This window comes from Luteimonas sp. R10 (assembly GCF_045689605.1).
In the GTDB taxonomy this organism is placed as follows: domain Bacteria; phylum Pseudomonadota; class Gammaproteobacteria; order Xanthomonadales; family Xanthomonadaceae; genus Luteimonas.
Genome location: NZ_CP141262.1, coordinates 3126486 through 3153372, shown reverse-complemented (window position 1 = coordinate 3153372; position 26887 = coordinate 3126486). Strand labels below are relative to the sequence as shown.

Here is a 26887-nt window from a genome sequence, read left to right as displayed (position 1 = left end):
CGCGCCGCCTTCTCCCGCAAGCGCGGGAAGGGAGGGCGTCGAGGTTCGCGGTCAGTCGTTGCGATGCGCCGCGGTCAGCATGCGCAGGTCGGCGGCGATCGCGGCCGGATCCAGCGGCGGCTGGATCACGCCGGCCATGCGCCCCTGCGGGTCGAGCACCGCCATCGCCGCGGAATGGTCGATGGTATAGCCGTCATCCGGCGCGCCGGGCGGCGGCGGCGCCTTCATGAACACCAGCGACAGCGAACGGGCGAACTCTTCCAGCGCCGGGACGTCGGCGGTAGCGGCCAGGGTGTCACGGTGGAAGGCGGCGGCGTACTCGCCGACGCGGTCGGGCGTGTCGCGCTCGGGATCGACGGAGACGAACAGCACCCGCGGCCGCACGCTGTCCGGGATGTCCTCCCATTGCTTCTGCGCCCGCGACAGTTCGGCGAGCGTCATCGGGCAGACGTCCGGGCAGAAGGTGAAACCGATGAACACGACGGTCCAGTGGCCGTGCAGTTCGCCCGGCACCAGCTGGGTGCCGTCGGACTGCTGCAGCGCGAACGCCGGCAGCGCGCGCGGCTGCGGGAACAGCGTGACCGCCTGCGTTTCCGGCAAGGCGGAGGCCGGTTCGGAGGTCAGCCGCTGCGCCGCCAGCAGGCCGAGGCCGCCGGCGAGGGCGATCACGAGGACGATGAGCGTGGCACGGTTGAACATCTGAGATTCCACTTGAAGTTCGACCATGATACCCGCGCGGCCGATATACTTCCCGAACGGCTGCCCGGGCGGCCGCTCCTCCCCGATACGACAACTTCCCGGCCGCCACGGGCCCGCGCGCGCCATGACCGACGAACTGCAGACGATCATCGACCTGATCCGCTACGGCGCCAGCCGTTTCAACGCGGCCGGGCTGACGTTCGGCCATAGCTACGACAATGCGCTCGACGAGGCCACCCAGCTGACCCTGCACGCCCTGCACCTGCCGCACGATCTGCCGCCGGCATACGGGCAGTCGCGGGTGACGCTGGCGGAGAAGGAGGAGGTGCTGGGCTTGTTCCTGCGCCGGATCGAGGAACGCGTGCCCGCCGCCTACCTGACCGGCGAGGCCTGGTTCGCGGGGCTCAGCTTCAAGTCCGACGGCCGCGCGCTGGTGCCGCGTTCGCCGATCGCCGAATTGATCGAGACCGGCTTCGAGCCGTGGCTCGGCGGCCGCGAGGTGCGGCGCGCGCTCGACCTGTGCACCGGTTCGGGCTGCATCGCCATCGCCATGGCGCACTACAACCCGGACTGGCACGTCGACGGCGCCGACCTGAGCGACGATGCGCTGGCATTGGCCGCCGAGAACCAGGCGCGGCTGCAGGCGCACAACGTGCGTTTGCTGAAGTCCGACCTGTTCTCCGCGCTGCAGGGCGAGCATTACGACCTGATCGTCAGCAACCCGCCCTACGTCACCAACGACGAGACCGACGCGCTGCCGCCGGAGTATTCGTACGAGCCGGAGATGGGCCTGCGCGCCGGCGACGACGGCCTCGACTTGGTGCTGAAGATCCTGCGCGACGCGCCGCTGCACCTGCGCGAGGACGGGCTGCTGATCTGCGAGGTGGGCGAGTCGGAGCGTGCGCTGACCGCGCTGCTGCCGGACCTGCCGCTGGTGTGGGTGGAATTCAAAGTCGGGCAGATGGGCGTGTTCGTGGTCGAGTGCCACGACCTGGTGAAGCACAACGTCCGCATCGCCGAGCTCGCCGCCGCCCGGGAAGGCGCGACCCCGGCGCCGGCGGCGGCCGCCGCAGGGAGCCTGTTTTGAGCCCGTCTCCCACCAGCACCATGCCTTTCCCCCCTTTGAAAAAGGGGGGCAGGGGGGATTTGCTTTCGTCCGGGGCGAGCGGAAAACAACAGCAAATCCCCCCTGCCCCCCTTTTTCAAAGGGGAGGGGACTCCTGGCGCAGTCCTGGAAGGGCGGAGACCGGGGGGCGCCGCCCTTGAACACGTTCGGGCAGCTGTTTCGCGTCACCACCTTCGGCGAATCGCACGGCCCGGCGATCGGCTGCGTGATCGACGGCTGCCCGCCCGGAGTCGCGATCGCCGCGGAGGACTTCGCCGGAGACCTGGCGCGGCGCGCCACCGGCCGCACCCGCCACACCTCGGCGCGGCACGAGAGCGACGCGGTCGAGATCCTGTCCGGCGTGTACGAGGGCAGGACCACCGGCACGCCGGTCGCGCTGCTGGTCAGGAACACCGACGCGCGCAGCAAGGACTACGACCGCATCGCGCGGCAGTTCCGCCCCGGCCACGCCGACTACACCTATTGGCAGAAGTACGGGATCCGCGACCCGCGCGGCGGCGGCCGCTCCTCGGCGCGCGAGACCACGATGCGGGTGGCCGCGGCGGTGATCGCCAAGCGTTGGCTGCGCGAGCGCCACGGCGTCTTCGTGCGCGGGCACCTGGCGCAGATCGGCGGCGTGGTCCCGGCGGCGCACGACTGGTCGGCGGTCGAGGGCAATCCGTTCTTCTGGCCGGACGCGGCGCAGGTGCCGGAGCTGGAAACCTACATGGATGCGCTGCGCAAGTCCGGCGATTCGGTCGGCGCGCGGGTCGTCGTGGTCGCCGACGGCGTGCCGCCGGGCTGGGGCGAGCCGGTCTACGGCAAGCTGGACGCCGAACTCGCCGCGGCGATGATGTCGATCAACGCGGTCAAGGGCGTGGAGGTCGGCGACGGCTTCGCCAGCGTGGCCCAGCACGGCACCGCGCACCGCGACGAGATGAGCGCCGAGGGCTTCCTGTCCAACCATGCCGGCGGCATCCTCGGCGGGATTTCCACCGGGCAGCGCATCGTCGCCTCGGTCGCGTTCAAGCCGACCTCGAGCCTGCGCCTGCCCGGGCGCGGGCTCGACGTCGACGGCGGAGCGGTGGACGTGGTGACCACCGGCCGCCACGATCCCTGCGTCGGCATCCGCGCCACGCCGATCTGCGAGGCGATGCTGGCGCTGGTGCTGATGGACCAGGCGCTGCGCCACCGCGCCCAGTGCGGCGATGTCGGCCAGGTGGCGCCGCGGATCCCGGCCGACGCCCGCGGACCATCGCCCGGGGACGCCGGCGATGGCTGAGCCGCGTCCGCGGGTGTGGCTGGCGCGCCCGCTGTTCGAGGACATCACCATGCGCCTGGACGAGCATTTCGAGGTGGTGCGCACGTCGGTGGAGGACCGCTACCGGCCCGCGGACATCGCTGCCCATCTGCGCGACGTCGACGGCGCCCTGGTCACCCTGAGCGAGAAGGTCGGCGCGGAGGAAATCGCCGGCGCCGCGCGGCTGCGCGCGGTCGCCAACGTCGCCGTCGGCTACGACAACCTCGACCTGCCGGCGCTCACCGCCGCCGGGGTGCTGGTCACCAACACCCCCGACGTGCTGACCGAGACCACCGCCGACTTCGGCTTCGCGCTGCTGATGTCCACCGCGCGCCGCATCACCGAGTCCGAGCGCTGGCTGCGAGAAGGGCGCTGGGACCGATGGTCGTTCGACCGCATGCTCGGCGCCGACCTGCACGGCAGCACCCTCGGCATCCTGGGCATGGGCCGGATCGGGCAGGGGATCGCCCGCCGCGCCGCCGGCTTCGACATGCGCGTGCTGTACCACAACCGCAGGCCGCTGCCGGCGGAGACGGAGGGCGCCTGCAGGGCGCGGTACGTCGGTTTCGACGAACTGCTGGCGCAGGCGGACCACCTGGTGCTGGTGCTGCCGTACACGCCACAGACGCACCACGTCGTCGACGCCGCCGCGCTGGCGAAGATGAAGCCCACCGCGACCCTGGTGAACGTCGCCCGCGGCGGCATCGTCGACGAGCCCGCGCTCGCCGACGCGCTCGCGCACGGCCGCCTGGCCGCCGCCGGGCTCGACGTCTACGAGGGCGAGCCGGCGGTGCGGCCGGAACTGCTGGCGTTGCGCAACGTGGTGCTCACCCCGCACATCGCCAGCGCCAGCCCGGCCACGCGCCGGGCGATGGTGGCGCTGGCGGTCGACAACCTGGTCGCCGCGCTCGGGTGCGGCCCGGACGCCGGCCGGCCGCCGGCGCCGGTGAACGCCGGAAAGATGAAACGATAGGGGCCTGGCCGCATCATCGCGGCCGCAGGTCCCCGAAACCGGTACCAACGTCCCTGTAGGAGCGGCTTCAGCCGCGACCGCGCCAGGCAGATCCGCCAGCAGCCGCGACGACAGGCGCGCCGCCGCGCGTTGCGAAGGAAAACGACGGCGGCTGGTTCGTGTCTCCCGCGCGGTCGCGGCTGAAGCCGCTCCTGCGGGAAATGAATGTTCTCTCTCCCCATGACTCCCGGAAATCGCATCCAATGAATTCCCCTTCCAGACGTTTCAAGGTCGCGGTCGTCGGCGCCACCGGCGCGGTCGGCGAGACCATGCTGTCGATCCTGGCCGAGCGCCGGTTCCCGGTGTCCGAACTGGTCGCGCTCGCCAGCGAACGCTCCGCCGGCGGCACCGTCGCGTTCGGCGACGACGAGGCCTTCGTGCAGGACCTGGCGACGTTCGACCCGGCCGGCATCGAAATCGCGCTGTTCTCCGCCGGCGGCTCGGTATCGAAGGAGTACGCGCCGAAATTCGCCGCCGCCGGCGCCGTGGTCATCGACAACAGTTCTGCGTTCCGCTACGACGACGACGTGCCGCTGGTGGTCAGCGAGGTGAATCCGGAGGCCGCGAAAGTGCGGCCGCGGGGGATCATCGCCAACCCCAACTGCTCGACCATGCAGATGCTGGTGGCGCTGGCGCCGATCCACCGCGAGGCCGGGATCGAGCGCATCAACGTCGCCACCTACCAGTCGGTCTCCGGCGCCGGGCGCGCGGCGATGGAGGAACTGGGCCGCCAGACCGGCGCGCTGCTGAACTTCCAGGACGCCGATCCGCAGCGGTTCCCGGTGCAGATCGCCTTCAACCTCATCCCGCAGATCGACGAGTTCATGGACAACGGCTTCACCCGCGAGGAAATGAAGCTGGTCTGGGAGACCCGGAAGATCCTCGGCGACGACAGCATCCAGGTGAATCCGACCGCGGTGCGGGTACCGGTGTTCTACGGCCACTCCGAGGCGGTGCACATCGAGACCCGCGACAAGCTCACCGCGGCGCGCGCGCGCGCGCTGCTGGCGGCGGCGGCGGGCGTGGAGGTGGTGGACGATCCGGTCGCCGGCGGCTATCCGACTCCGGTGACGCATGCCTCCGGGCGGGACGCAGTGTACGTCGGCCGCATCCGCGAGGACCTCTCGCACCCGCGCGGGCTGAACCTGTGGATCGTCTCCGACAATATCCGCAAGGGCGCGGCCCTGAACGCGGTACAGATCGCCGAGCTGGTCGCGGCGGCCGCGGGCGCGGAGTAGGCGGGGGTCACGCTTTTTCCGGCCGCGTCGTTGCGAATCGACGGTCCGGCCGGCTAGAGTCGTAGCCCGACGAGGGGGAGATGCATGCTGTCGAAGTGGCGAATCGCGTGGGTACTGGCGCTGGTGCTGATGGCCGGTCCGGCGTTCGCGCTCGGGCTCGGCCAGATCCAGGTGCGTTCGCAGTACGGCGAGCCGTTCCTGGCCGAGATCCCGATCGTTTCCGGCGATCCGGCGGAACTGCGGCACCTGCAGGCGCGGCTGGCATCGCCCGAAACCTTCGCCAGGATCGGGCTGGAACCGCCGCAGGGCGTGGTCTCGGACCTGCAGTTCACGGTCGCGCTCGACGCCGGCGGCCGTCCCGTGGTCCGCGTCACCAGCGCCGGTCCGGTCGAGCAGCCGCTGCTGACCTTCCTGGTCGAGGTCGACTGGGGGCAGGGGCGGCTGGTGCGCGAATACTCGGCCCTGGTCGATACGCCCGACACCATGGCCGCGCCCGCGCAGCCGCCGGTGCGCGCGCCGGAAGCGGCGCCGGCGGGCACGATCGTGCGCCCGCCGCAGCCGGACGCCACCGCGATCGCCGACGTGCCGCCGGAAGCGGCCCCGCCCGCCGAGGCGGGCGCCGCGCCCGAAACGGTGGCCGAGGAGACGGTCGCGCCTACCCCGACGCCGCGGCCCCCGGCGCCGGCCCCCGCCGCGACCGCGATGTCGGTCCCGGGCGAATACGGTCCGGTGCAGGCCGGGGACACGCTGAGCCAGATCGTGCAGCGGATCGCCCCGAACGACGACGTCAGCCTGAACCAGATGATGCTGGCGCTGCTGCGCGCCAATCCCGAGGCGTTCATCGGCGGCAACGTCAACCTGGTCCGGCAGGGCGCGGTCCTGCGGATTCCGCCGCGCGACGAGCTCACCCGCGTCTCGGCCGCCGAGGCGACGGCCGAGGTGCGCGCACAGGTGGCGCGCTGGCGCGAGATGTCGACGCCGGCGCCGCAGCCGGAGGCCGCCGTCGCGGCTGCTCCGGATGGTGCCGGCGACACGGCGGCGGCGGAAGGCGGCGGGCCGGCGCGCACCGCCGAGGCGCGCCTGGAAATCGCGCCGCCATCCTCCGGTGGCGGCCAACAGGCGGGAACACGATCCGGCATCACCGCCGGCGGCGAGGGCGAGATGCTTCGACAGGAAATACAGGAAACCCGGGAAACGCTGGCCGCGCGCGACGCCGAGGTCGAGGAACTGAAAGCGCGGATCGCCGAGCTCGAGCAGCTGCAGCAGCAACAGCAGCAGCTGATCACGCTCAAGGACAGCGAACTGGCCGCTGCGCAGCAGCGTCTGGCCGAATCCAACCGGCAACCGGCGACCACCCTCGCCCCGGCCGGCGAGCAGCCGGTCGCGGCTGGCGTTCCGGCGGTCGAGACCGGCGGCGGGACCTGGCTGTGGCTGGGCCTCGGCATCGCGTTGCTGCTGGCCGCACTGTTGGCGTGGCTCTGGTCGCGCCGCGAAAAGCCCGTGCCCGCGCGCAGCTTCCGTGCCGGCGCACCGACCACCGCGGCGGCGCCGGGCTCCGGCGCGCGAGTCGCAGCGACGCCACGCAAGGCCGGCAAGCGGGTCGCCGCCGCCACGCCGACCTGGCACGGCGACGCCAAGCTCGCGCAGTCGCCGCCGACGGCACCGCCCGCTGCGCCCGCGCCGGAGCCGCGTTTCGACTACGGCCCCGTGCCGACCGCGGAAACCGGGGGCGCGACCGACGAGTCCGGCACGCAGGCCGGGCGCGCGGGACAGGTGGAGCAGGCCGGCCCGGACGCGACCGCGGCGTCCGCGACGGAGGAGCTCGAGCCGGGGCAGGAGCGCATCGAACTCGCCCGCGCCTACGTCGAACTCGGCGATGTCGACACCGCCCGCGGGCTGTTGCAGGAAGTCGTCGCCGGCGGCAGCAGCGGCGAACGCGACGAGGCGGAGCGTCTGCTGCGCGAGATCGGCTGACGGCGCCGGCGCATCCCGCAGCCATCGCGGCCTTCGGCCGAAGGCCGCGGTCCGTGGCCGGTTCCTGCGCTGACGTCGGCGCGGTCACCCGCTAGCATCTCCTGCTCCTTCCACGTACCGGACTTCGCATGCGCTACGCCTTGGGCGTCGAGTACGACGGCGGCGACTTCTCGGGCTGGCAGCGCCTGAGCCAGCCGGGCACGGCGGGCCCGCCGACGGTGCAGGGCGCGCTCGAGCGCGCGTTGTCGGAGGTGGCCGATGCGCCGGTCGCCACCGTCTGCGCGGGGCGCACCGACGCCGGTGTCCACGCGCGCTGCCAGGTGGTGCATTTCGACAGCCAGGCCCGCCGCGATCCGCGCGGCTGGATGCTGGGCGCGACCTCGCGGCTGCCGCCGGCGGTGGCGGTGCGCTGGTGCGTGCCGGTCGGCGACGCCTTCCACGCGCGCTTCTCGGCACGTGCGCGCCGCTACCGCTACCGGATCCTCAACCGTCCGGTGCGCGCCGCGCTCGAGCGCCAGTACCTGGCGTGGTGCCGGCGGCCGCTGGATGCCGAGGCGATGCACCGCGCTGCACAGGCGCTGGTTGGCGAGCACGACTTCTCCAGTTTCCGCACCGTGCACTGCCAGGCACCGCACGCACGCCGCGATCTGCAGCGGATCGCGGTCGAGCGCCTCGGCGAAGAAGTCTCCGTGGAACTCCAGGCCAACGCCTTCCTGCACCACATGGTCCGCAACATCGTCGGTTCGCTGCTCGAGGTCGGGGCGGGCGAGCGCCCCGGCGCATGGATCGCACAGCTGCTGGCGGCGCGCGACCGCACCCAGGCCGGGGCCACCGCGCCGGCGGCCGGGCTGTCGTTCCTGGGGCCGCTGTATCCGCCTGAATGCGGACTTCCGGAAGAGGTGACCCAGTGACCGGTGCCGGGCGCGTGCGCACGCGTGCGTGGAAAAAGTTACGCTGTCGGGCTAGCCGTCAGTGACCGTCCCGCCGATGAGCCGCATCCTGTTCCGCACCCGCGTCAAGTTCTGCGGCATGACCCGTGCCGGCGACGTGCGCCTGGCCGGCGAGCTCGGCGTGGACGCGGTCGGCTTCGTCTTCGCCGCCGGCAGCCCGCGCCGGGTGGAGCCGGAGGAAGCGCGCGCCATGCGCCAAGCGCTCGCGCCGCTGGTCAGCGCGGTCGCGGTGTTCCGCAACAACGACGGCGACTCGGTGCGCGAGGTCGTGCGCCAGGTGCGTCCGGCGCTGCTGCAGTTCCACGGCGAGGAGGAAGACGCCTTCTGCCGCGGGTTCGGCGTTCCCTACCTCAAGGCGGTGCCGATGGGCGGGCCCATGGCGCTCGATGCGACCGGATTGCGGATCAAGTTCGCCGGGGCCTCCGGATTCCTGTTCGACAGCCACGGCGGCGAAGCCCAGCCCGGCAGCGGGCGGACTTTCGACTGGCAGCAGATCCCCCCCGGCCTGGACCTGCCGTTCTTCGTCGCTGGCGGCCTGCACCCGGACAACGTGTTCGAGGCCGCGCTGGGAACCCTGCCCTGGGGCGTGGACACCTGCAGCGGCATCGAAAGCGCGCCGGGCATCAAGGACGGCGAGCGCATGCGCCGCTTCGTGCAGGAAGTCCGCCGCGCCGACTGCACCGACCTGTCGGAAAGGAGCTCCGGTGACTGAGCGCGCCATCGACTATCACGCCTGGCCCGATGCCGGGGGCCATTTCGGCCGTTTCGGCGGACGCTTCGTCGCCGAGACCCTGATCGGGCCGCTGCAGGAACTGGCCGCCGCCTACGACGCGGCGCGCGTCGACCCGGCGTTCGTCGCGGCGTTCGAGCGCGACCTGGCGCACTACGTCGGCCGCCCCAGCCCGATCTACCACGCCGAACGGCTGAGCGAGGAGGCCGGCGGCGCGCGCATCCTGCTCAAGCGCGAGGACCTCAACCACACCGGCGCGCACAAGATCAACAACACCATCGGCCAGGCGCTGCTCGCCAGCCGCATGGGCAAGACGCGGATCATCGCCGAGACCGGCGCCGGCCAGCACGGCGTCGCCAGCGCCACCGTGGCCGCGCGCCTGGGACTCGAGTGCGTGGTGTACATGGGCGCCACCGACATCGAGCGGCAGAAGATCAACGTCTACCGGATGAAGCTGCTCGGCGCGGAAGTGGTGCCGGTCACCTCCGGTTCGGCGACGCTCAAGGACGCGCTGAACGAGGCGATGCGCGACTGGGTGACGAACGTGCGCGACACCTTCTACATCATCGGCACCGTGGCCGGTCCGGACCCGTATCCGCGCATGGTGCGCGACTTCAACGCCGTGGTCGGGCGCGAGGCGCGCGCGCAGATGCTGGCCGAGTACGGTCGCCTGCCGGACGCGGTCACGGCCTGCGTCGGCGGCGGCAGCAACGCGATCGGCCTGTTCCACGCCTTCCTCAACGATCCCGGGGTGCGCATCGTCGGCGCCGAGGCGGCCGGCGAGGGCCTCGCCAGCGGCCGCCATGCGGCCTCGATCGCGGCCGGGCGGCCGGGCGTGCTGCACGGCAACCGCACCTACGTGCTCTGCGACGACGACGGCCAGATCACCGAGACCCACTCGGTGTCCGCCGGGCTGGACTACCCGGGCGTCGGGCCCGAGCACGCCTTCCTGAAGGACTGCGGCCGCGCCGAGTACGTCGGCATCGGCGACGACGAGGCGCTGTCGGCCTTCCACCTGCTGGCCAGGACCGAGGGCATCCTTGCCGCGCTCGAGTCCAGCCACGCCATCGCGCAGGCGATCAAGCTCGCCCGCGAGCTGCCGAAGGACGCCCTGGTGCTGTGCAACCTGTCCGGCCGCGGCGACAAGGACGTGCACACCATCGCCGCGCGCGAAGGCGTGGAGGTTTGAGGCAGGAGTGAGTGGAGAGGCGTGAGAAACGAGAGGATCGGCCTCTCGCGTCGTCGTTTCCGAATCCGCTTCCAGCCTTTGTTTCCACTCGTTTCCCACTACTCCACTCACTCCTCGCCCTATGCCCCGTCTCGAACAGAAATTCGACGCACTCAAGGCCGCCGGCCGCAAGGCGCTGGTTCCGTTCATCACCGCCGGCGATCCGTCGCTGGAGGCGACCGTGCCGGTGATGCATGCGCTGGTCCGGGCCGGCGCCGACGTGATCGAACTCGGCGTGCCGTTCTCCGATCCGATGGCCGATGGGCCGACCATCCAGCGCAGCTCCGAACGCGCGCTGGCACGGGGCGCGGGCATGTCGTTCGTGCTCGAGGCGGTGGGGACGTTTCGTGAACGCGATGCGGACACCCCGGTGGTGCTGATGGGGTATCTCAATCCGGTCGAGATCCGCGGCGCCGAGTGCTTCGCCGCCGCGGCCGCCGCGGCGGGCGTCGACGGCGTGCTGCTGGTCGACCTGCCGCCGGAGGAAGCGGCCGGGTTCCGCGACGCGTTCGCCGCGCACGGGATCGCCCTGGTCCTGCTGGCCTCGCCCACGACCGACGAGCATCGCCTGCAACGGCTGTGCGCCGATGCCGGCGGGTACCTGTACTACGTCAGCTTCGCCGGCGTGACCGGAGCCTCGGAGCGGCTCGACACGGCCGCCGCCGGCGAACGCCTGCGCGGCATCCGGGCGCGCACGGAGGTGCCGGTGGTTGCCGGCTTCGGCATCCGCGACGCCGCCGGCGCCGCGGCCATGGCGCGGGACGCCGACGGCGTGGTGGTGGGCAGCGCCCTGGTGGCGGCGCTGGCGGGCGCTCCCGACGCGGCCGAAGCCGTGTCCCGCGCCGCGGCATTCCTGTCGCCGCTGCGCGCTGCGCTCGACCGCCCGCACGCCGATACCGGCGCTGCAGGCTAGGAGGGCGTCGCCTCTTGTGGGAGCGACGGAAGTCGCGACGCGCTGCCGCCGGCCGTCGCGACTTCCGTCGCTCCCACAGGGAACTTTGCAGCCTTCGATCTTCGCCCGCTATCGATCGCCCACGGGATCTGGCGCGGGCCGCCGTTCGGCGACGGTCGAGGCGGTGGAACAGGTCGGCGGTTCAGCATGCGTGCCGCCGGCCGTCCGCAGGCGCATCGTTCCGGTCCGCGCTAGACTTGCGCTTTGCAGGTGCCGGTGCGGCCGGAGCATCCATCCAGGCCACCGCACCGGACGAGAGAAGGTGACCGACTTGAGCTGGCTGAAGAAACTGATGCCCGCGAGCATCCGCACCGAGAGTGGTGCACCGCGCAAGCGCAGCGTGCCCGAGGGGCTGTGGGAGAAGTGCGAGCGCTGCGGCGCGATCCTGTACCGGCCGGAGCTGGAGGAGAACCTGGAGGTCTGCCCGAAGTGCAGCTTCCACCGGCCCATCCGCGCCCGCGCGCGGCTGCGCGGCTTCCTGGACCGCGACAGCGGCGACGAGATCGCCGCCGAGCTCGGCCCCACCGACGTGCTGCGGTTCAAGGACCAGAAGAAATACGCCGACCGCATCAAGGCCGCGCAGAAGGCCACCGGCGAGCGCGATGCTCTGGTGGCGATGGAAGGCACGCTCAAGGGCAGGCCGATCGTCGCCTGCGCGTTCGACTTCGCCTACATGGGCGGCTCGATGGGGTCGGTGGTGGGCGAGCGCTTCGCCCGCGGCGCCGAGCGCGCGCTGGAGCTGGGCAGCCCGTTCGTGTGCTTCTCCGCCAGCGGCGGGGCGCGCATGCAGGAAAGCCTGTTCTCGCTGCTGCAGATGGCCAAGACCTCGGCCGCGCTCGGCCGGCTGCGCGCGGCCGGGCTGCCGTACGTCTCGGTGATGACGCACCCCACGACCGGCGGCGTCTCGGCCTCGTTCGCGATGCTCGGCGACATCAACCTGGCCGAACCGGAGGCGCTGATCGGCTTCGCCGGCCCGCGGGTGATCGAGCAGACCGTGCGCGAGACCCTGCCGGAAGGCTTCCAGCGCAGCGAGTTCCTGCTCGAGCACGGCGCCATCGACCAGATCTGCGACCGTCGCGAACTGCGCGAACGCATCGCCCGCCTGCTGGCGCTGATGATGCGCCAGCCGCGGCCGGAGGAAGACGTGGAGGTGGTGGCGTGAGAAGCCGGGATTGGGGACTGGGGATTCGGGATTCGGAAAGCCGGAACATCGCCCCAAGCCGTGCCCGATACCTGCCGTGCCGACGACTGCCATGACAAATCCCCAATCCCGAATCCCGAATCCCGGTAGCGCCGCTTCGCGGCGCTACTTCGGCACCGACGGCATCCGCGGACGCGTCGGCGAAGCCCCGATCTCGGCCGATTTCGTGCTGCGCCTGGGCAATGCCTACGGCCACGTGCTGCGGGGCGGGGACGAGGCCTGGCGCAAGCCGTTCGTGGTGATCGGCAAGGACACCCGCATCTCCAACTACATGTTCGAGGCGGCGCTGGAGGCGGGGCTGGTGGCGGCCGGCGTCGACGTCGAGCTGATGGGGCCGATGCCGACCCCGGCAGTGGCGCACCTGACCCGCTCGCTGCGCGCCGACGGCGGCATCGTCATCTCCGCCTCGCACAATCCGCACCACGACAACGGCATCAAGTTCTTCTCCGCCGGCGGCGAGAAGCTCGACGACGCCACCGAGGCAGCGATCGAGACGGCGCTCGAGCAGCCGTTCCGCACCGTGCCCTCGGACAAGCTCGGCAAGGCGGTGCGCACCCGCGACGCCGTCGGCCGCTACCTGGAGGCCTGCAAGGGCTCGCTGCCGCGCGGCTTCGACCTGGGCGGCATGCGCATCGCCATGGACTGCGCCAACGGCGCCACCTACCAGATCGGCCCGCTGGTGCTGCGCGAGCTCGGGGCGCGGGTCGACGCGATCGGCGACGATCCGAACGGGCTCAACATCAACGACGGCGTCGGCTCCACCTACCCGCAGGCGCTGGTCGAGCACGTCGCCGCGACCGGCGCCGAAGTCGGCATCGCCTTCGACGGCGACGGCGACCGGGTGTTGTTCGTGGCCGGCGACGGCCGCATCGCCGACGGCGACGACCTGTTGTACATCCTGGCCAGCGACTGGCAGGTCAGCGGCCGCCTGCGCGGCCCCGTGGTCGGTACGCTGATGACCAATTACGGGCTGGAGCAGGCGATGGCCGCGCGCGGCATCGGGTTCGTGCGTGCCAAGGTCGGCGACCGCTACGTGCACCAGGCGCTGCTGCAGCATGGCGGCATGCTCGGCGGCGAGACTTCCGGGCACCTGCTGTGCCTGGACCGCACCAGCACCGGCGACGGCATCGTCAGCGCGCTGCAGGTGCTGGAGGTGCTCAAGCGCCGTGGAAACTCCCTGCAGCAGGCGCTCGAAGGCCTTCGGAAGCTGCCGCAGCAGACCGTGAACGTCCGCTACGGCAACGGCGCCAGGCCGGCGCAGGCGCCTGCGGTGCAGGCGGCACTGGCGCGGGCGCAGGCCGCGGTGGAGGGCAGGGGGCGCGCCTTCCTGCGCCCGTCCGGCACCGAGCCGGTGGTGCGGGTGACGGTGGAGGCCGACGACGCCACGCTGATGCAGAAGACCCTGGATGGCCTGGCCGACGCGGTGCGCGCGGCGGCGGGCTGAATCGACGACGGAGAGTTTCATGGCTGCGCGCATTCCCACCCTGGACATCCGGCGTTTCGACAGCGACCGCGACGCCTTCGTCGCCGAACTCGGCGCCGCCTATCGCGAATGGGGCTTCGCCGGCATCGGCGGCCACGGCATTCCGCAGTCGGACATCGACAACGCGTACCGCGTATTCGTCGAGTTCTTCGCCCTGCCGGAGGCGGTGAAGATGAAGTACCACGTGCCCGGCAGCGGCGGCGCCCGCGGCTACACGCCGTTCGGGGTCGAGACCGCCAAGGGCGCCAGGCACTTCGACCTGAAGGAGTTCTGGCACATCGGCCGCGAGATCCCCGACGACTCGAAGTACCGCGAGGTGATGCCGCCGAACCTGTGGCCGACCGAGGTGGAAGGTTTCCGCGAATACGGCTATGGCCTGTACCAGGCGCTCGACCGGCTCGGCTCGCGCGTGCTGGCGGCACTGGCCCTGCACATCGGCCTGCCGGAGGACTGGTTCGCCGACAAGACCGACTTCGGCAACTCGATCCTGCGTCCGATCCACTATCCGCCGATCACCACCGACGACATCCCCAACGAGCGTGCCGGCGCGCACGAGGACATCAACCTGATCACCCTGCTGGTCGGCGCCAGCGCGGCCGGGCTGGAAGTGAAGTCGCGCAAGGGCGAGTGGGTGCCGTTCACCGCCGAGGAGGACGTGATCGTGGTCAACATCGGCGACATGCTGCAGCGCCTGACCAACCACGTGTATCCGTCCACCACCCATCGCGTGGTCAACCCGCGGGGCGAGGAGGCGCGCAAGCCGCGCTATTCCACGCCGTTCTTCCTGCATCCGAACCCGGACTTCGTGATCGACGTGCTGCCGGCGACGGTGACGGCTGACAACCCGAGCCGCTACCCGGAGCCGATCACCGCGCAGGGCTACCTGGAAGAGCGGCTGCGTGAAATCAAGCTCAAGTAGGCAGGCGGCGTCGCGCGCCCACCAGTCCGCGATGCCAGCCGCCGGATGGCCCCCGCCAGGCAAGGGATGGCGGAGAGCCGATCAAAGCAGCCGCCGGTCCCCCGGAATGCAGTACCGCTAGAATCGCGGTTCCTTTTGCCCGAGGAGTTCCGCATGCGCCCACGGATCGTGGCCGGAAACTGGAAGATGCACGGCAACCGCGCTTTCGCGCGGGCGCTGCTGGATGCGCTGACCGCCGCCGATGCGCCCGCCGGCGTGGAGCGCGTGGTGATGCCGCCGTTTCCCTACCTCGGCGAGCTGGCCGCGGCCTATGCCGGGCACGGGCTCGGTTTCGGCGCCCAGGACGTCAGCGCGCACGAGAAGGGCGCCTACACCGGGGAGGTGTCGGCGGCGATGCTGGCCGATGTCGGCGCCCGCCATGTGCTGGTGGGCCACTCGGAGCGCCGCCAGTACCACGGCGAGGACAGCGCGCTGGTGGCGTGCAAGTTCGCCGCGGCCCGGCAGGCCGGCCTGGTGCCGGTGCTGTGCGTCGGGGAAACCCTGGATGAACGCGAGGCCGGCAGCACCGAGGCGGTGATCGCGGCCCAGCTGGCGCCGGTGTTGGAGATGGCCGGGGCCCGGGCGCTGGAGGGCGCGGTGGTGGCCTACGAGCCGGTCTGGGCCATCGGCACCGGCCGCACCGCGACCCCGGAGCAGGCCCAGGCGGTCCACGCCTTCATCCGTGGCGAGGTGGCGCGCCACGATGCTACAATCGCCGGCTCGCTGCCCGTGCTGTACGGGGGCAGCTGCAAACCAGACAATGCTCCCGCGCTGTTTTCGCAGCCGGACGTGGATGGCGGGCTGATCGGCGGCGCCTCGCTGGTCGCCGAGGATTTCATCGCCATCATCGCCGCTGCGGCGCCCTGACCGGATCCGATCCGAATGCTGTTGCTCGTTCTCAACGTCCTGTTCGTCCTGATCGCGATCGCCATGGTCGCGCTGATCCTCATGCAGCGCGGCTCGGGCGCGGCGGCCGGCTCCGGCTTCGGCGGCGGCGCGTCCGCCACCGTCTTCGGCGCCCGCGGCTCGTCGAGCTTCCTGACCAAGGCCACCAAGTGGCTGGCGATCGGGTTCTTCGCCATCACCCTGTTCATGGCCTGGCACGCGACGCGGCAGGCGGCGCCGCAGCAGGTGCAGCAGGACCTGGGCGTGATGTCGGTCCCGCAGGCGCCCCCGGCGGACGCCGGATCGGTGCCGGCCGCGCCCGGGCAGCAGCCGGACGCGTCCGTGCCCGCCGCGCCGGCGACGGAATCTCCGGCTCTCCCCGAGGCGCCCGCCGGGGCTGCCGGGCAGCAGCAGGCGCCCGCGCCGGCTCAGGAAGACGAAGAGCAATAGCGTTTACAATGCGCTGTCCGCCGTCCGCGATCGTCGGGCGGCGCCATTGCCCAGGTGGCGGAATTGGTAGACGCACTACCTTGAGGTGGTAGCGACGAGAGTCGTAGGGGTTCGAGTCCCCTCTTGGGCACCATATCCGGCTTTGCGCACGCGTTTGCGCGAAGCGACGAAAACCCCGCTCCCGAGCGGGGTTTTTGCTGGCAGCCAGGCACGCGGCGGACACGTGCGCGATTTGCGGCGCCTGCAGGCTTCACGCCGTGCGAACGATTGATGCGTGCGCCCATGCGAGGCTCGCGTAATCGTTTACTCGCGAGTTCACGAACCGCTACAATTCACGGGTTCGAAGTGCGGTGCCGGGCGACCGGGCGGAGTACAGGCCGCAACGCCGCCAGGGATGGCGCAAGTCCGTGCGGACCTTCCGTCGAAGGTCCGGAGTCTTCAATGCCGCGACGCGGTCACCGTGTCGCGGCTGGCGCGAAAGCGTCGAGCAACGGCCGCCGAGTGCGGCAAGTAGCCGAGAGAACAACGCGTGCTGGCCGAATACCTGCCGACCCTGCTGTTCCTGATCGTTGCCACCGGCATCGGCATCGCCCTGCTGATCATCGGCAACCTGCTCGGACCCAAGCGTCCGTCGGCGGAGAAGCTGGCGCCGTACGAGTGCGGCTTCGCCGCGTTCGAGGACGCGCGCATGCAGTTCGACGTGCGTTATTACCTGATCGCGATCCAGTTCATCATCTTCGACCTGGAGATCATCTTCATCGTGCCGTGGGCCACCGTGTTCCGCGACCTCGGCGTGGTCGGCCTGGTCGAGATGGGCATCTTCGCCGGCATGCTGCTGCTCGGCTTCATCTACGTCTGGAAAAAGGGAGCACTGGAATGGGAGTGATCCAGACGATCCAGAAGGCTGCCGACTTCGCCAGCAATCCGCTGCCGGAGGGGCAGCTCGACGACATCCTGCGCCCGCAGGGGGAGAACCCCCTGCTCGAGCGCGGCTTCGTCACCACCAGTTCCGACATCCTGCTCAACTGGGCGCGCACCGGTTCGATGTGGCCGATGACGTTCGGCCTGGCCTGCTGCGCGGTGGAAATGATGCACGCCGGCGCCGCGCGCCTGGACCTGGACCGCTATGGCGTGGTGTTCCGCCCGTCGCCGCGCCAGTCCGACGTGATGATCGTCGCCGGCACCCTGGTCAACAAGATGGCTCCGGCGCTGCGCAAGGTCTACGACCAGATGCCCGACCCGAAGTGGGTGATCTCGATGGGCAGCTGCGCCAACGGCGGCGGCTACTACCACTACTCGTACGCGGTGGTGCGCGGCTGCGACCGCATCGTGCCGGTCGACATCTACGTGCCGGGCTGCCCGCCGACCGCCGAAGCGCTGGTCTACGGCATCCTGCAGCTGCAACGCAAGATCCGCCGCGCCACCAACTTCGGCGAGAACCGCACGGGATTGCGCGAATGAGCGACAAGGTGAACGTTTTCACGGATCGCCTGCGCGCGCGTTTCGACGACGCTGAGGTCTCGGTGAGCGAGCCGCGCGGCGAGGTCGGCATCGTGTTCGACGCCGTCGCCTGGCATGACGGCTGCCTGGCGCTGCGTGACGAGTTCGGCTTCGAGCAGCTGATCGACGTCTGCGGCGTCGACTACCTGAGCTACGGCAGCGACGAGTGGGACACCGATGTGTCCTCCGAGGGCTTCAGCCGCGGCGTCGAGGGCCGCGGCCCGGGGCGGTTCGGTTTCGGGCAGACGCCGAGCCGGCAGCTGCAGCAGCCGGACGGCGAGGGCGCGATCGCACCGCCGCCGAAACGTTTCGCGGCGGTGGCGCAGCTGCTGTCGGTGCAGCACAACCAGCGCCTGCGCGTGACCTGCTTCGCCCCCGACGATGCGCTGCCGATCGTCGCCTCGCTGACCGATATCTGGCCGGTGGCCGACTGGTTCGAGCGCGAAACGTTCGACCTGCTCGGCATCATCTTCCAGGGCCATCCCGACCTGCGCCGGATCCTCACCGACTACGGCTTCATCGGCCATCCGTTCCGCAAGGACTTCCCGCTGATCGGCAACGTCGAGGTGCGCTACGACGCGGAGAAGAAGCGTGTGATCTACGAGCCGGTGACCTCGGTCGAGCCGCGCGTGCTGGTGCCGCGGGTGATCCGCGAGGACGCGCGCTACGCCACGGCGGCGGGCGAGCAGATGGCGCGCAAGGCGGAGGGTGCGAAATGAGCGACGTGAGCGTTCCGGTCCATCCGCCGGTCGAGCCCAGCGCCAGCAGCGCCGCGGTGCTCCGGCAGGAGATCCGCAACTACACGATGAACTTCGGTCCCCAGCATCCGGCCGCGCACGGGGTGCTGCGCCTGATCCTGGAGATGGACGGCGAGACGGTGATGCGCGCCGACCCGCACATCGGCCTGCTGCACCGGGGCACCGAGAAGCTGGCCGAGTCGAAGCCGTTCAACCAGTCGATCGGCTACATGGACCGGCTCGACTACGTGTCGATGATGTGCAACGAGCACGCCTACGTGCGCGCGATCGAGACCCTGATGGGGATCGAGGCACCCGAGCGCGCGCAGTGGATCCGCACCCTGTTCGACGAGGTCACGCGGATCCTCAACCACCTGATGTGGATCGGCTCGAACGCGCTCGACCTCGGCGCGATGGCGGTGTTCCTGTACGCGTTCCGCGAGCGCGAGGAACTGATGGACGTGTACGAGGCGGTCAGCGGCGCGCGCATGCACGCGACCTACTACCGTCCCGGCGGCGTCTACCGCGACCTGCCCGAGCGCATGTCGCGGTACCGCGAGTCGCCCTGGCGCAAGGGCGCCAAGCTCAAGCGCTTCAACGCCTGGCGCGAAGGCTCGATGCTGGACTACCTGGAAGCCTTCGCCAAGGACTTTCCGGCGCGCATCGACGAGTACGAGACCCTGCTCACCGACAATCGCATCTGGAAGCAGCGCACGGTCGGCATCGGCGTGGTGCCGCCGGACAAGGCGCTGGCCTGGGGCATGACCGGCCCGATGCTGCGCGGCTCGGGCGTGGCCTGGGACCTGCGCAAGAAGCAGCCCTACGCCAGGTACGCCGAGGTCGACTTCGACATCCCGGTCGGCGTCGAGGGCGACTGCTACGACCGCTACCTGGTGCGCGTGGCCGAGATGCGCCAGTCGGTGCGCATCATCGAGCAGTGCGTGGCCTGGCTGAAGGTCAACCCAGGCCCGGTGATGATCGACAACTACAAGGTGTCGCCTCCCTCCCGCGAGGAGATGAAGGACGACATGGAAGCGCTGATCCACCACTTCAAACTGTTCACCGAAGGCTACTGCGTGCCGGCGGGCGAGACCTACCAGGCAGTCGAGGCGCCCAAGGGCGAGTTCGGTTGCTACCTGGTCTCCGACGGCGCCAACAAGCCGTTCCGCGTGCACCTGCGCGCGCCGGGGTTCGCCCACCTGTCGTCGATGGATTCGGTGGTGAAGGGGCACATGCTGGCCGACGTGGTGGCGATGATCGGCACCTACGACATCGTGTTCGGGGAGATCGATCGGTGAAGGGCCGGGATTGGGGATTCGTGATTGGTGATTCGCAAAGGCGCAGCCGCGTGCCTTGCGATACGTCCGATCCCGCGCCCTGCTTTTTCCAATCACGAATCACGAATCACGAATCACGGCCGTCATGAGAGCAACCGGCAATTTCGAGAACGCGCGCAACGTCGACCCGATGGTCGCGTTGAACGACGACACCCGTGCCCACATCGACCATTGGGTGGCCAAGTTCCCGCCGGACCGCAAGCGCTCGGCGGTGCTGCAGGGCCTGCAGGCCGCGCAGGACCAGAACGGCGGCTGGCTGAGCGACGAGCTGATCGCCGCGGTGGCCAAGTACCTGGGCATTCCGCCGGTGTGGGCGTACGAGGTCGCGACGTTCTACTCGATGTTCGAGACGCAGAAGGTCGGCCGCAACAACGTCGCGTTCTGCACCAACATCAGCTGCTGGCTCAACGGCGCCGAGGACCTGGTCGCGCATGCCGAGAAGAAGCTCGGCTGCAGGCTCGGGGAATCCACGGCCGACGGCCGCGTCTACCTCAAGCGCGAGGAGGAGTGCGTCGCCGCCTGCTGCGGCGCGCCCGTCGTCGTGATCAACGGCCATTACCACGAGAAGCTCACGCCGGAGAAGGTGGACGAACTGCTGGAGGCGTTGAAGTGATCCGGTGTTTTTTCCGAGCGTGTGGGAGCGACGGAAGTCGCGACTGCATGGTTGCCTGGAATGTCGCGACTTCCGTCGCTCCCACAATGGGCGAAGGTGCACGATGAGTCATTCAGAAGGCTACGGCCCCGTCGGTCCCGCGCCGAAGGAGCACCAGGCCGTCTACACCACGCTGCACTTCGACAAGCCCTGGTCGTACGAGAACTACCTCAAGACCGGCGGCTACAGCGCGCTGCGCAGGATCCTGGAAGAGAAGATCGCGCCGACCGACGTGATCGAGATGGTCAAGCAGTCGGGCCTGCGCGGCCGCGGCGGCGCGGGCTTCCCCACCGGCCTGAAGTGGAGCTTCATGCCGAAGGATTCGGGCATGCAGAAGTACATCCTCTGCAATTCCGACGAGTCCGAGCCCGGCACCGCCAAGGACCGCGACATCCTGCGCTACAACCCGCATGCGGTGATCGAGGGCATGGCGATCGCCTGCTATGCCACCGGCAGCACGGTCGGCTACAACTACCTGCGCGGCGAGTTCCACCACGAGCCGTTCGAGCACCTGGAGGAAGCCACCGCCGAGGCCTATGCCAACGGCTGGCTCGGCAAGAACATCCTCGGCAGCGGCATCGACATCGATCTCTACAACGCGCTCGGCGCCGGCGCCTACATCTGCGGCGAGGAAACCGCGCTGATGGAGTCGCTGGAAGGCAAGAAGGGCCAGCCGCGCTACAAGCCGCCGTTCCCGGCCAACTTCGGCCTGTACGGCAAGCCGACCACGATCAACAACACCGAGACCTTCGCCTCGGTGCCGGCGATCGTGCGCAACGGCGCCGAGTGGTTCCTCAACCTCGGCAAGCCGAACAACGGCGGCCCGAAGATCTTCTCGGTCTCCGGGCACGTCGCCCGGCCCGGCAACTACGAGATCCGCCTCGGCACGCCGTTCGCCGAGCTGCTGGAGATGGCCGGCGGCATGCGCCCGGGCCGTACGATCAAGGGCGTGATCCCGGGCGGCTCGTCGATGCCTGTCCTGCCGGGCGAGACCATGATGGGCCTGACGATGGACTACGACAGCATCCAGAAGGCCGGTTCCGGCCTCGGCTCGGGTGCGGTGATCGTGATGGACGACACCACCTGCATGGTGCGCGCCTGCCAGCGCATCGCGCGTTTCTACTATGCCGAGTCCTGCGGCCAGTGCACGCCGTGCCGCGAGGGCACCGGCTGGATGTACCGCATGTTGACCCGCATCGTCGAAGGGCACGCGACCGTCGACGACCTGCACATGCTCAAGGCCGCCGCCGGCCAGATCGAGGGCCACACCATCTGCGCCTTCGGCGAGGCCGCGGCCTGGCCGGTGCAGGGCTTCCTGCGGCACTTCTGGGACGAGTTCGAGTATTACGTCGCGCACGGCAGGTCGATCGTCGACGCCGGGTTGGAGGTGGCTGCATGAGCACCAGCTTCGAGCGCGACGCGGGATTCGGGATTCGGGATTCGGGATTCGGAGAAGCACAAGCCGGCTTCCCGATTCCCGATGCCGAACTCATGCTTTTGCGAATCCCGAATCCCGAATCCAGATTCCCGGCTCCGACAGGAGCCACCCCATGAGCGCCCAGCCGGTCAACCCGACCCTGCCGCCCGACCACGTCACCGTCTTCATCGACGGCGTGGAGCTGGCCGCGCCCAAGGGCTCGATGATCATCCAGGCCGCGGACAAGGCCGGGATCGCGATCCCGCGCTTCTGCTACCACGACAAGCTGGCGATCGCGGCCAACTGCCGCATGTGCCTGGTCGAGGTGGAGAAGATGGGCAAGCCGGCGCCGGCCTGCGCCACGCCGGTGATGGACGGCATGAAGGTCTCCACCCGCAGCGAAAAGGCGCTGGCCTCGCAGCGCAACGTGATGGAATTCCTGCTGATCAACCATCCGCTCGACTGCCCGATCTGCGACCAGGGCGGCGAGTGCGAGCTGCAGGACCTGTCGCTGGGCTACGGCCGTTCGGTCAGCCGCTTCTCCGAGCGCAAGCGCGTGGTCGCCGACGAGGACATGGGGCCGCTGGTCGAGACCGAGATGACCCGCTGCATCCAGTGCACGCGCTGCGTGCGCTTCACCGGCGAGATCGCCGGCACCTACGAGCTGGGCGGCATGCAGCGCGGCGAGAACCTGCAGATCGGCACCTACGACGGCAAGCCGCTGACCACCGAGCTGTCGGGCAACGTCATCGACGTCTGCCCGGTGGGCGCGCTGACCAACAAGGTGTTCCGCTTCCGCGCGCGGCCGTGGGAGCTGATCGCCAAGGAATCGCTGGGCTACCACGACCCGCTCGGCAGCAACCTGTTCCTGCACGTGCGCCGTGGCGAGGTGCTGCGCGCGGTGCCGCGCGACAACGAGGCCGTGAACGAGTGCTGGCTGTCCGACCGCGACCGCTACTCGCACCAGGGCCTGGCCGCGGAAGACCGTGCGGTGCGGCCGCTGCTGAAGGACGGCGACGGCTGGCGCGAGGCCACCTGGGACGAGGCGCTGGCGAAGGCCGCGCAGATCCTGCGCGACAACGCCGCCGACGACCTGGGCGTGCTGGCGCATCCCGCGACCTCGAACGAGGAGGGGCTGCTTCTGGCGCGCCTGGCCGAGGGCCTGGGAACCGGCAACCTCGACCACCGCATCGCCCAGCGCGACCTGTCAGACGGCGCCGCCGCCGAACCGTTCGCGATACCGGTCGCCGACATCGCCAAGGCCGACGCCGTGGCCATCGTCGGATCCAACCTGCGCCATGAAGTGCCGCTGCTGCATCACCGCGTGCGCCAGGCCTGGCGCCAGGGCGCCAAGGTGCACGTGGTCAACCCGGTCGATTTCGAGTTCGCCTTCGACATCGCCGGCAAGCACATCGTGCCGCCGTCGCGGATCGCCGATGCGCTGGCCGCGGGCGAACTCGCCGATGCGCTGAAGGGCGCCGATCGCGCCGTGGTCATCGTCGGCACGCTCGCCGAGTCCGGCGAGCACGCCGCCGCCATCCGTGCCGCTGCCGGCGATTTCGCCCAGGCCCATGGCGCGGCGCTGTGCCGCATCCCGCAGGGCGCGAACGCGCTGGGCCTGGCGCGCCAGGGCGTGCTGCCGGCCTCGCGCGACGCGCAGGCCATGCTCGCCGATCCGCGCTCGGCGTACGTGCTGTACGCCATCGAGCCGGGCCTCGACTTCGCCGACCAGGCGATGGCGCTGAAGGCGTTGAAGGGCGCGCAGGTCGTCGCCTTCAGCCAGTTCGCCTGCGAATCGACGCGCGCCGTGGCGGACGTGATCCTGCCGATCGGCGCGTTGCCCGAGATCGACGCCACGCTGACCAACCTGGAAGGCCTGGCGCAGCGTGCGTTCGCCGCCGGCCGGCTGCCGGGCGAGGCGCGCGCGGGCTGGCGCGTGCTGCGCGCGCTGGGCGGGCAGCTGCAGTTGCCCGGTTTCGAGTTCACCGAGCTGTCGGAGCTGCGCGCCGGCATGAGACCCCGGGACGACGAAGCCGGCGGTCGCAACGGCTCGGCCCCGGGTGGGAGCGACGGAAGTCGCGACTCCGTATCGTCTGAAGGCCGTCGCGACTCCCGTCGCTCCCACGATGCATCGGGCGGGCTGGAGGTGGCCGTGTCGCCGGCCATCTACCGCAGCGACGCCGTCGTGCGTCGCGCCGCGGCGCTGCAGGCGCATCCGCTGACGCTGGGGCCGCGCATCGTCCTGCATCCGCAGGACGCGAACACGATCGGAGTCGCCGAAGGCGCCATGGCAAGGATCTCCAATACCGCCGGCACCGCGACCTTGCAGGTGTCGGTCAGCGAGCGTGTCGCGCAGGGCGCGGCATGGATCGAAAGCGGACACAGTGCGACCGCCGCGCTCGCGGCCGGCCGCGTGCAGGTGGTGCCGGCATGACCACCGCGGAACTGCTGACGCAATGGTCCGGGCCGCTGCAGGACTGGCTGCACGCGCTGGGTCCGCTCGGTTCGATCGTGTGGATCGTTCTGAAGATCCTGGTGATCGCCGTGCCGGTGATCCTGGCGGTGGCGTTCTACGTGGTCTGGGAGCGCAAGCTGATCGGCTGGATGCACGTGCGCCACGGGCCGATGTACGTCGGCATGGGCGTGTTCCAGGCCTTCGCCGACGTCTTCAAGCTGCTGTTCAAGGAAGTCATCCAGCCGGCCAAGGCGCAGCCCGCGCTGTACGTGCTGGCGCCGCTGATCACCCTGGCGCCGGCGTTCGCCGCCTGGGCGGTGGTGCCGTTCGATGCGCAGCTGGTGCTGTCCAATGCCAACGCCGGCCTGCTGTACCTGCTGGCGATGACCTCGCTGGGCGTGTACGGCATCATCCTCGCCGGCTGGGCCTCGAACTCGAAGTACGCCTTCCTCGGCGCGATGCGCTCGGCCGCGCAGGTGGTCAGCTACGAGATCGCGATGGGCTTCGCCCTGGTGGGCGTGCTGATCGCCGCCGGCAGCCTCAACCTCAGCGACATCGTGATGGCGCAGGCCGGCGACAAGGGCTTCCTGAGCTGGTTCTGGCTGCCGCTGCTGCCGCTGTTCGTGGTTTATTTCGTGTCCGGCGTAGCCGAGACCAACCGCGCCCCGTTCGACGTGGTCGAGGGCGAGTCGGAGATCGTCGCCGGGCACATGGTGGAGTATTCGGGTTCGGCGTTCGCGCTGTTCTTCCTGGCCGAATACGCCAACATGATCCTGATCAGCTTCCTCGCCGCGATCTTCTTCATGGGCGGCTGGCTGTCGCCGTTCCATGGCTGGGGCATCCCGCTGCTGTCGGTCGACGGCTGGTGGTGGCTGTTCGTGAAGGTGTTCTTCTTCGCCAGCACCTACGTCTGGTTCCGCGCCTCGTTCCCGCGCTACCGCTACGACCAGATCATGCGGCTGGGCTGGAAGGTGTTCATCCCGATCAGCATCGCCTGGATCTGCGTGGTCGCGCTGATGGCCTACTACGGCGTGCTCGAGGGGGTGCAGCGATGAAACGCGTCGTCAACTGGTTCCGCAGCCTGCTGCTGCTCGAGCTGATCGGCGGCCTGTGGCTGACCTTCAAGTACCTGTGGCGGCCCAAGTACACGCTGATGTACCCGATGGAGAAGACGCCGCAGTCGCCGCGCTTCCGCGGCCTGCACGCGCTGCGCCGCTATCCGAACGGCGAGGAGCGCTGCATCGCCTGCAAGCTGTGCGAGGCGGTGTGCCCGGCGCTGGCGATCACCATCGACTCGGAGCAGCGCGCCGACGGCAGCCGCCGCACCACGCGCTACGACATCGACCTGTTCAAGTGCATCTACTGCGGGTTCTGCGAGGAGTCCTGCCCGGTCGATTCGATCGTCGAGACCCACGTGCACGAATACCACTTCGAGAACCGCGGCGAGAACATCGTCAACAAGCAGCAACTGCTCGCGATCGGCGACCGTCTCGAGGCGGAGATCGCCGAACGCCGCGCCGCCGACGCCGCCTACAGGTAAGCCATGGACTTCACTCTGCTCGCCTTCCTGGGGTTCGCCGTCCTCACCGTGATGTCCGCGGTGGCGGTGATCAGCGTCCGCAATCCGGTCCACGCCGCGCTGTTCCTGGTGCTGACCTTCTTCACCGTCGCCTGCACCTGGATCCTGGCCGGCGCCGAGTTCCTCGGCGTGGCGCTGATCCTGGTGTACGTCGGCGCGGTGATGGTGCTGTTCCTGTTCGTGGTGATGATGCTCGACATCGACGTGGCGCCGCTGCGCGAAGGCTACGTGCGCTACCTGCCGGTCGGCTTGCTGGTGGCGGTGGTGATGCTGGCCGAGATGCTGACGCTGATCGGCATCCGCTCGCGCGTCACGCCGTTCGCGCCGGATGTCGCGGAGGCGGCCGGCGTCTCCAATACCGCCTGGGTCGCGCACCGCCTGTTCACCGACTACCTGCTGCCGTTCGAGGTTGCGGCGCTGATCCTCACGGTGGCGGTGATCGCCGCGGTGATGCTGACCCTGCGCCGGCGCGAGGGCGCCAAGCACCAGAGCCCAGGTGCGCAGTCGCGGGTGCAGGCGAAGGACCGGTTCCGCCTGGTGCGGATGCAGGCCGAGCCGCCGCGGACGACGCAGGCGCCGCCGGCCGACGGCGAAGCGCCGGACGGGGAGGGCAAGGCATGAGTTTCCTCGGCGAAGGCCTGGCCCTCGGACACTACCTCGCGCTCGGCGCCGCGCTGTTCTGCATCAGCGTCGCCGGCATCTTCCTCAACCGCAAGAACGTGATCGTGCTGCTGATGTCGATCGAGCTGATGCTGCTCGCGGTCAACATCAACTTCGTCGCCTTCTCGCGCCACTTCGGCGACGCCACCGGGCAGGTGTTCGTGTTCTTCATCCTGACCGTGGCCGCGGCCGAGGCGGCGATCGGGCTGGCGATCCTGGTGACGCTGTTCCGCAACCGGCGCACGATCAATGTCGCGGACATCGACACGCTGAAGGGGTGAGCTTGATCCCTTCTCCCTTTGGGAGAAGGTGGCGCGAAGCGCCGGATGAGGGTGCGGCGAAGCGGTAGAGGTCTGAACCATCGCGATTTCGCCGTACCCTCACC

General features: G+C 70.1%; 27 protein-coding genes and 1 tRNA gene. 27 read left to right on the top strand and 1 reads right to left on the bottom strand.

Going from position 1 to position 26887, the window contains the following annotated elements; genetic code table 11:
• Positions 1-51 precede the first annotated feature (51 nt).
• A complete protein-coding gene (locus U3649_RS13795) occupies positions 52-699 on the bottom strand; it encodes an SCO family protein (RefSeq protein WP_407351883.1) in 648 nt (215 codons plus the stop codon).
• A gap of 124 nt (positions 700-823) precedes the next feature.
• On the opposite strand from U3649_RS13795, the gene prmB reads away from it, so the two are divergent.
• The 27 genes from prmB to nuoK all read left to right on the top strand — a co-directional run bounded on the left by prmB (position 824) and on the right by nuoK (position 26783).
• Positions 824-1786, top strand: coding sequence for a 50S ribosomal protein L3 N(5)-glutamine methyltransferase (gene prmB, locus U3649_RS13790; protein ID WP_407351882.1), 963 nt, complete (start codon positions 824-826; stop codon positions 1784-1786).
• Positions 1787-1961: 175 nt separating this feature from the next.
• Positions 1962-3086, top strand: a complete 1125-nt coding sequence (aroC, locus tag U3649_RS13785; RefSeq protein ID WP_407351881.1) for a chorismate synthase — start codon at positions 1962-1964, stop codon at positions 3084-3086.
• Positions 3079-4077 carry a 2-hydroxyacid dehydrogenase gene (locus U3649_RS13780; RefSeq protein WP_407351880.1) on the top strand — a complete coding sequence of 333 codons (999 nt, stop codon included), beginning with the start codon at positions 3079-3081 and terminating at the stop codon, positions 4075-4077. The genes aroC and U3649_RS13780 overlap by 8 nt, the downstream gene beginning before the upstream one ends.
• Positions 4078-4319: 242 nt before the next feature.
• The gene (locus U3649_RS13775; protein WP_407351879.1) at positions 4320-5354 is read left to right on the top strand and encodes an aspartate-semialdehyde dehydrogenase; all 1035 of its coding nucleotides are present in this window, start codon (positions 4320-4322) and stop codon (positions 5352-5354) included.
• 84 nt (positions 5355-5438) lie between these two features.
• A complete protein-coding gene (locus U3649_RS13770; protein WP_407351878.1) occupies positions 5439-7328 on the top strand; it encodes a FimV/HubP family polar landmark protein in 1890 nt (629 codons plus the stop codon).
• Between the two features lie 128 nt (positions 7329-7456).
• Positions 7457-8239, top strand: coding sequence for a tRNA pseudouridine(38-40) synthase TruA (truA, locus tag U3649_RS13765; protein WP_407351877.1), 783 nt, complete (start codon positions 7457-7459; stop codon positions 8237-8239).
• A 76-nt stretch (positions 8240-8315) separates the two neighbouring features.
• Positions 8316-8990, top strand: a complete 675-nt coding sequence (locus U3649_RS13760) for a phosphoribosylanthranilate isomerase (protein WP_407351876.1) — start codon at positions 8316-8318, stop codon at positions 8988-8990.
• Positions 8983-10197, top strand: coding sequence for a tryptophan synthase subunit beta (gene trpB, locus U3649_RS13755; RefSeq protein ID WP_407351875.1), 1215 nt, complete (start codon positions 8983-8985; stop codon positions 10195-10197). The genes U3649_RS13760 and trpB overlap by 8 nt, the downstream gene beginning before the upstream one ends.
• A gap of 121 nt (positions 10198-10318) precedes the next feature.
• Positions 10319-11149 carry a tryptophan synthase subunit alpha gene (gene trpA, locus U3649_RS13750; protein WP_407351874.1) on the top strand — a complete coding sequence of 277 codons (831 nt, stop codon included), beginning with the start codon at positions 10319-10321 and terminating at the stop codon, positions 11147-11149.
• A 310-nt stretch (positions 11150-11459) separates the two neighbouring features.
• The gene (gene accD, locus U3649_RS13745) at positions 11460-12350 is read left to right on the top strand and encodes an acetyl-CoA carboxylase, carboxyltransferase subunit beta (protein ID WP_407351873.1); all 891 of its coding nucleotides are present in this window, start codon (positions 11460-11462) and stop codon (positions 12348-12350) included.
• Positions 12351-12441: 91 nt separating this feature from the next.
• Complete coding sequence (gene glmM, locus U3649_RS13740; protein WP_407351872.1) at positions 12442-13833, top strand: phosphoglucosamine mutase; 1392 nt, start codon at positions 12442-12444, stop codon at positions 13831-13833.
• Between the two features lie 19 nt (positions 13834-13852).
• The gene (locus tag U3649_RS13735) at positions 13853-14791 is read left to right on the top strand and encodes an isopenicillin N synthase family dioxygenase (RefSeq protein WP_407351871.1); all 939 of its coding nucleotides are present in this window, start codon (positions 13853-13855) and stop codon (positions 14789-14791) included.
• A 153-nt stretch (positions 14792-14944) separates the two neighbouring features.
• Positions 14945-15697, top strand: a complete 753-nt coding sequence (gene tpiA / locus U3649_RS13730; RefSeq protein ID WP_407351870.1) for a triose-phosphate isomerase — start codon at positions 14945-14947, stop codon at positions 15695-15697.
• A 15-nt stretch (positions 15698-15712) separates the two neighbouring features.
• Positions 15713-16165 (top strand): preprotein translocase subunit SecG, encoded by a 453-nt coding sequence (secG, locus tag U3649_RS13725; protein WP_407351869.1) that lies wholly within the window; start codon positions 15713-15715, stop codon positions 16163-16165.
• Between the two features lie 48 nt (positions 16166-16213).
• Positions 16214-16298 (top strand) — tRNA-Leu (locus tag U3649_RS13720).
• Positions 16299-16694: 396 nt separating this feature from the next.
• Complete coding sequence (locus tag U3649_RS13715; protein WP_149193728.1) at positions 16695-17051, top strand: NADH-quinone oxidoreductase subunit A; 357 nt, start codon at positions 16695-16697, stop codon at positions 17049-17051.
• Positions 17042-17626 carry an NADH-quinone oxidoreductase subunit B family protein gene (locus U3649_RS13710; RefSeq protein WP_149193727.1) on the top strand — a complete coding sequence of 195 codons (585 nt, stop codon included), beginning with the start codon at positions 17042-17044 and terminating at the stop codon, positions 17624-17626. Before U3649_RS13715 ends, U3649_RS13710 begins: the two co-directional genes overlap by 10 nt.
• The gene (locus U3649_RS13705; protein ID WP_407351868.1) at positions 17623-18384 is read left to right on the top strand and encodes an NADH-quinone oxidoreductase subunit C; all 762 of its coding nucleotides are present in this window, start codon (positions 17623-17625) and stop codon (positions 18382-18384) included. Before U3649_RS13710 ends, U3649_RS13705 begins: the two co-directional genes overlap by 4 nt.
• A gap of 86 nt (positions 18385-18470) precedes the next feature.
• Positions 18471-19700, top strand: a complete 1230-nt coding sequence (locus U3649_RS13700; RefSeq protein ID WP_407354624.1) for an NADH-quinone oxidoreductase subunit D — start codon at positions 18471-18473, stop codon at positions 19698-19700.
• A 124-nt stretch (positions 19701-19824) separates the two neighbouring features.
• Positions 19825-20352, top strand: coding sequence for an NADH-quinone oxidoreductase subunit NuoE (gene nuoE / locus U3649_RS13695; RefSeq protein ID WP_407351867.1), 528 nt, complete (start codon positions 19825-19827; stop codon positions 20350-20352).
• 103 nt (positions 20353-20455) lie between these two features.
• Positions 20456-21790 carry an NADH-quinone oxidoreductase subunit NuoF gene (gene nuoF, locus U3649_RS13690; RefSeq protein ID WP_407351866.1) on the top strand — a complete coding sequence of 445 codons (1335 nt, stop codon included), beginning with the start codon at positions 20456-20458 and terminating at the stop codon, positions 21788-21790.
• A complete protein-coding gene (locus tag U3649_RS13685; protein WP_407351865.1) occupies positions 21787-21945 on the top strand; it encodes a hypothetical protein in 159 nt (52 codons plus the stop codon). The genes nuoF and U3649_RS13685 overlap by 4 nt, the downstream gene beginning before the upstream one ends.
• A complete protein-coding gene (nuoG, locus tag U3649_RS13680; protein WP_407351864.1) occupies positions 21942-24242 on the top strand; it encodes an NADH-quinone oxidoreductase subunit NuoG in 2301 nt (766 codons plus the stop codon). The genes U3649_RS13685 and nuoG overlap by 4 nt, the downstream gene beginning before the upstream one ends.
• Entirely contained in the window at positions 24239-25318 is a 1080-nt protein-coding gene (gene nuoH, locus U3649_RS13675; protein WP_407351863.1) for an NADH-quinone oxidoreductase subunit NuoH, read from the top strand. The genes nuoG and nuoH overlap by 4 nt, the downstream gene beginning before the upstream one ends.
• Positions 25315-25803, top strand: a complete 489-nt coding sequence (nuoI, locus tag U3649_RS13670) for an NADH-quinone oxidoreductase subunit NuoI (protein ID WP_407351862.1) — start codon at positions 25315-25317, stop codon at positions 25801-25803. The genes nuoH and nuoI overlap by 4 nt, the downstream gene beginning before the upstream one ends.
• Before the next feature lie 3 nt (positions 25804-25806).
• The gene (locus U3649_RS13665) at positions 25807-26463 is read left to right on the top strand and encodes an NADH-quinone oxidoreductase subunit J (RefSeq protein WP_407351861.1); all 657 of its coding nucleotides are present in this window, start codon (positions 25807-25809) and stop codon (positions 26461-26463) included.
• Entirely contained in the window at positions 26460-26783 is a 324-nt protein-coding gene (gene nuoK, locus U3649_RS13660; protein WP_407351860.1) for an NADH-quinone oxidoreductase subunit NuoK, read from the top strand. Before U3649_RS13665 ends, nuoK begins: the two co-directional genes overlap by 4 nt.
• The last annotated feature ends 104 nt before the right edge of the window (positions 26784-26887 follow it).

Excerpts from the sequence above, each read along its gene's own strand:
- U3649_RS13665 (WP_407351861.1), top strand. The coding sequence starts at position 25,807 with ATGGACTTCACTCTGCTCGCCTTCCTGGGGTTCGCCGTCCTCACCGTG.
- nuoH (WP_407351863.1), top strand. The coding sequence starts at position 24,239 with ATGACCACCGCGGAACTGCTGACGCAATGGTCCGGGCCGCTGCAGGAC.
- U3649_RS13705 (WP_407351868.1), top strand. The coding sequence starts at position 17,623 with ATGAGCGACAAGGTGAACGTTTTCACGGATCGCCTGCGCGCGCGTTTC.
- U3649_RS13770 (WP_407351878.1), top strand. The coding sequence starts at position 5,439 with ATGCTGTCGAAGTGGCGAATCGCGTGGGTACTGGCGCTGGTGCTGATG.
- nuoF (WP_407351866.1), top strand. The coding sequence starts at position 20,456 with ATGAGTCATTCAGAAGGCTACGGCCCCGTCGGTCCCGCGCCGAAGGAG.
- U3649_RS13775 (WP_407351879.1), top strand. The coding sequence starts at position 4,320 with ATGAATTCCCCTTCCAGACGTTTCAAGGTCGCGGTCGTCGGCGCCACC.
- U3649_RS13710 (WP_149193727.1), top strand. The coding sequence starts at position 17,042 with ATGGGAGTGATCCAGACGATCCAGAAGGCTGCCGACTTCGCCAGCAAT.
- tpiA (WP_407351870.1), top strand. The coding sequence starts at position 14,945 with ATGCGCCCACGGATCGTGGCCGGAAACTGGAAGATGCACGGCAACCGC.
- U3649_RS13760 (WP_407351876.1), top strand. The coding sequence starts at position 8,316 with ATGAGCCGCATCCTGTTCCGCACCCGCGTCAAGTTCTGCGGCATGACC.
- nuoI (WP_407351862.1), top strand. The coding sequence starts at position 25,315 with ATGAAACGCGTCGTCAACTGGTTCCGCAGCCTGCTGCTGCTCGAGCTG.
- prmB (WP_407351882.1), top strand. The coding sequence starts at position 824 with ATGACCGACGAACTGCAGACGATCATCGACCTGATCCGCTACGGCGCC.
- U3649_RS13700 (WP_407354624.1), top strand. The coding sequence starts at position 18,471 with ATGAACTTCGGTCCCCAGCATCCGGCCGCGCACGGGGTGCTGCGCCTG.
- secG (WP_407351869.1), top strand. The coding sequence starts at position 15,713 with ATGCTGTTGCTCGTTCTCAACGTCCTGTTCGTCCTGATCGCGATCGCC.
- U3649_RS13780 (WP_407351880.1), top strand. The coding sequence starts at position 3,079 with ATGGCTGAGCCGCGTCCGCGGGTGTGGCTGGCGCGCCCGCTGTTCGAG.
- U3649_RS13795 (WP_407351883.1), bottom strand. The coding sequence starts at position 699 with ATGTTCAACCGTGCCACGCTCATCGTCCTCGTGATCGCCCTCGCCGGC.
- nuoK (WP_407351860.1), top strand. The coding sequence starts at position 26,460 with ATGAGTTTCCTCGGCGAAGGCCTGGCCCTCGGACACTACCTCGCGCTC.
- U3649_RS13685 (WP_407351865.1), top strand. The coding sequence starts at position 21,787 with ATGAGCACCAGCTTCGAGCGCGACGCGGGATTCGGGATTCGGGATTCG.
- U3649_RS13735 (WP_407351871.1), top strand. The coding sequence starts at position 13,853 with ATGGCTGCGCGCATTCCCACCCTGGACATCCGGCGTTTCGACAGCGAC.
- nuoG (WP_407351864.1), top strand. The coding sequence starts at position 21,942 with ATGAGCGCCCAGCCGGTCAACCCGACCCTGCCGCCCGACCACGTCACC.
- nuoE (WP_407351867.1), top strand. The coding sequence starts at position 19,825 with ATGAGAGCAACCGGCAATTTCGAGAACGCGCGCAACGTCGACCCGATG.
- truA (WP_407351877.1), top strand. The coding sequence starts at position 7,457 with ATGCGCTACGCCTTGGGCGTCGAGTACGACGGCGGCGACTTCTCGGGC.
- glmM (WP_407351872.1), top strand. The coding sequence starts at position 12,442 with ATGACAAATCCCCAATCCCGAATCCCGAATCCCGGTAGCGCCGCTTCG.
- trpA (WP_407351874.1), top strand. The coding sequence starts at position 10,319 with ATGCCCCGTCTCGAACAGAAATTCGACGCACTCAAGGCCGCCGGCCGC.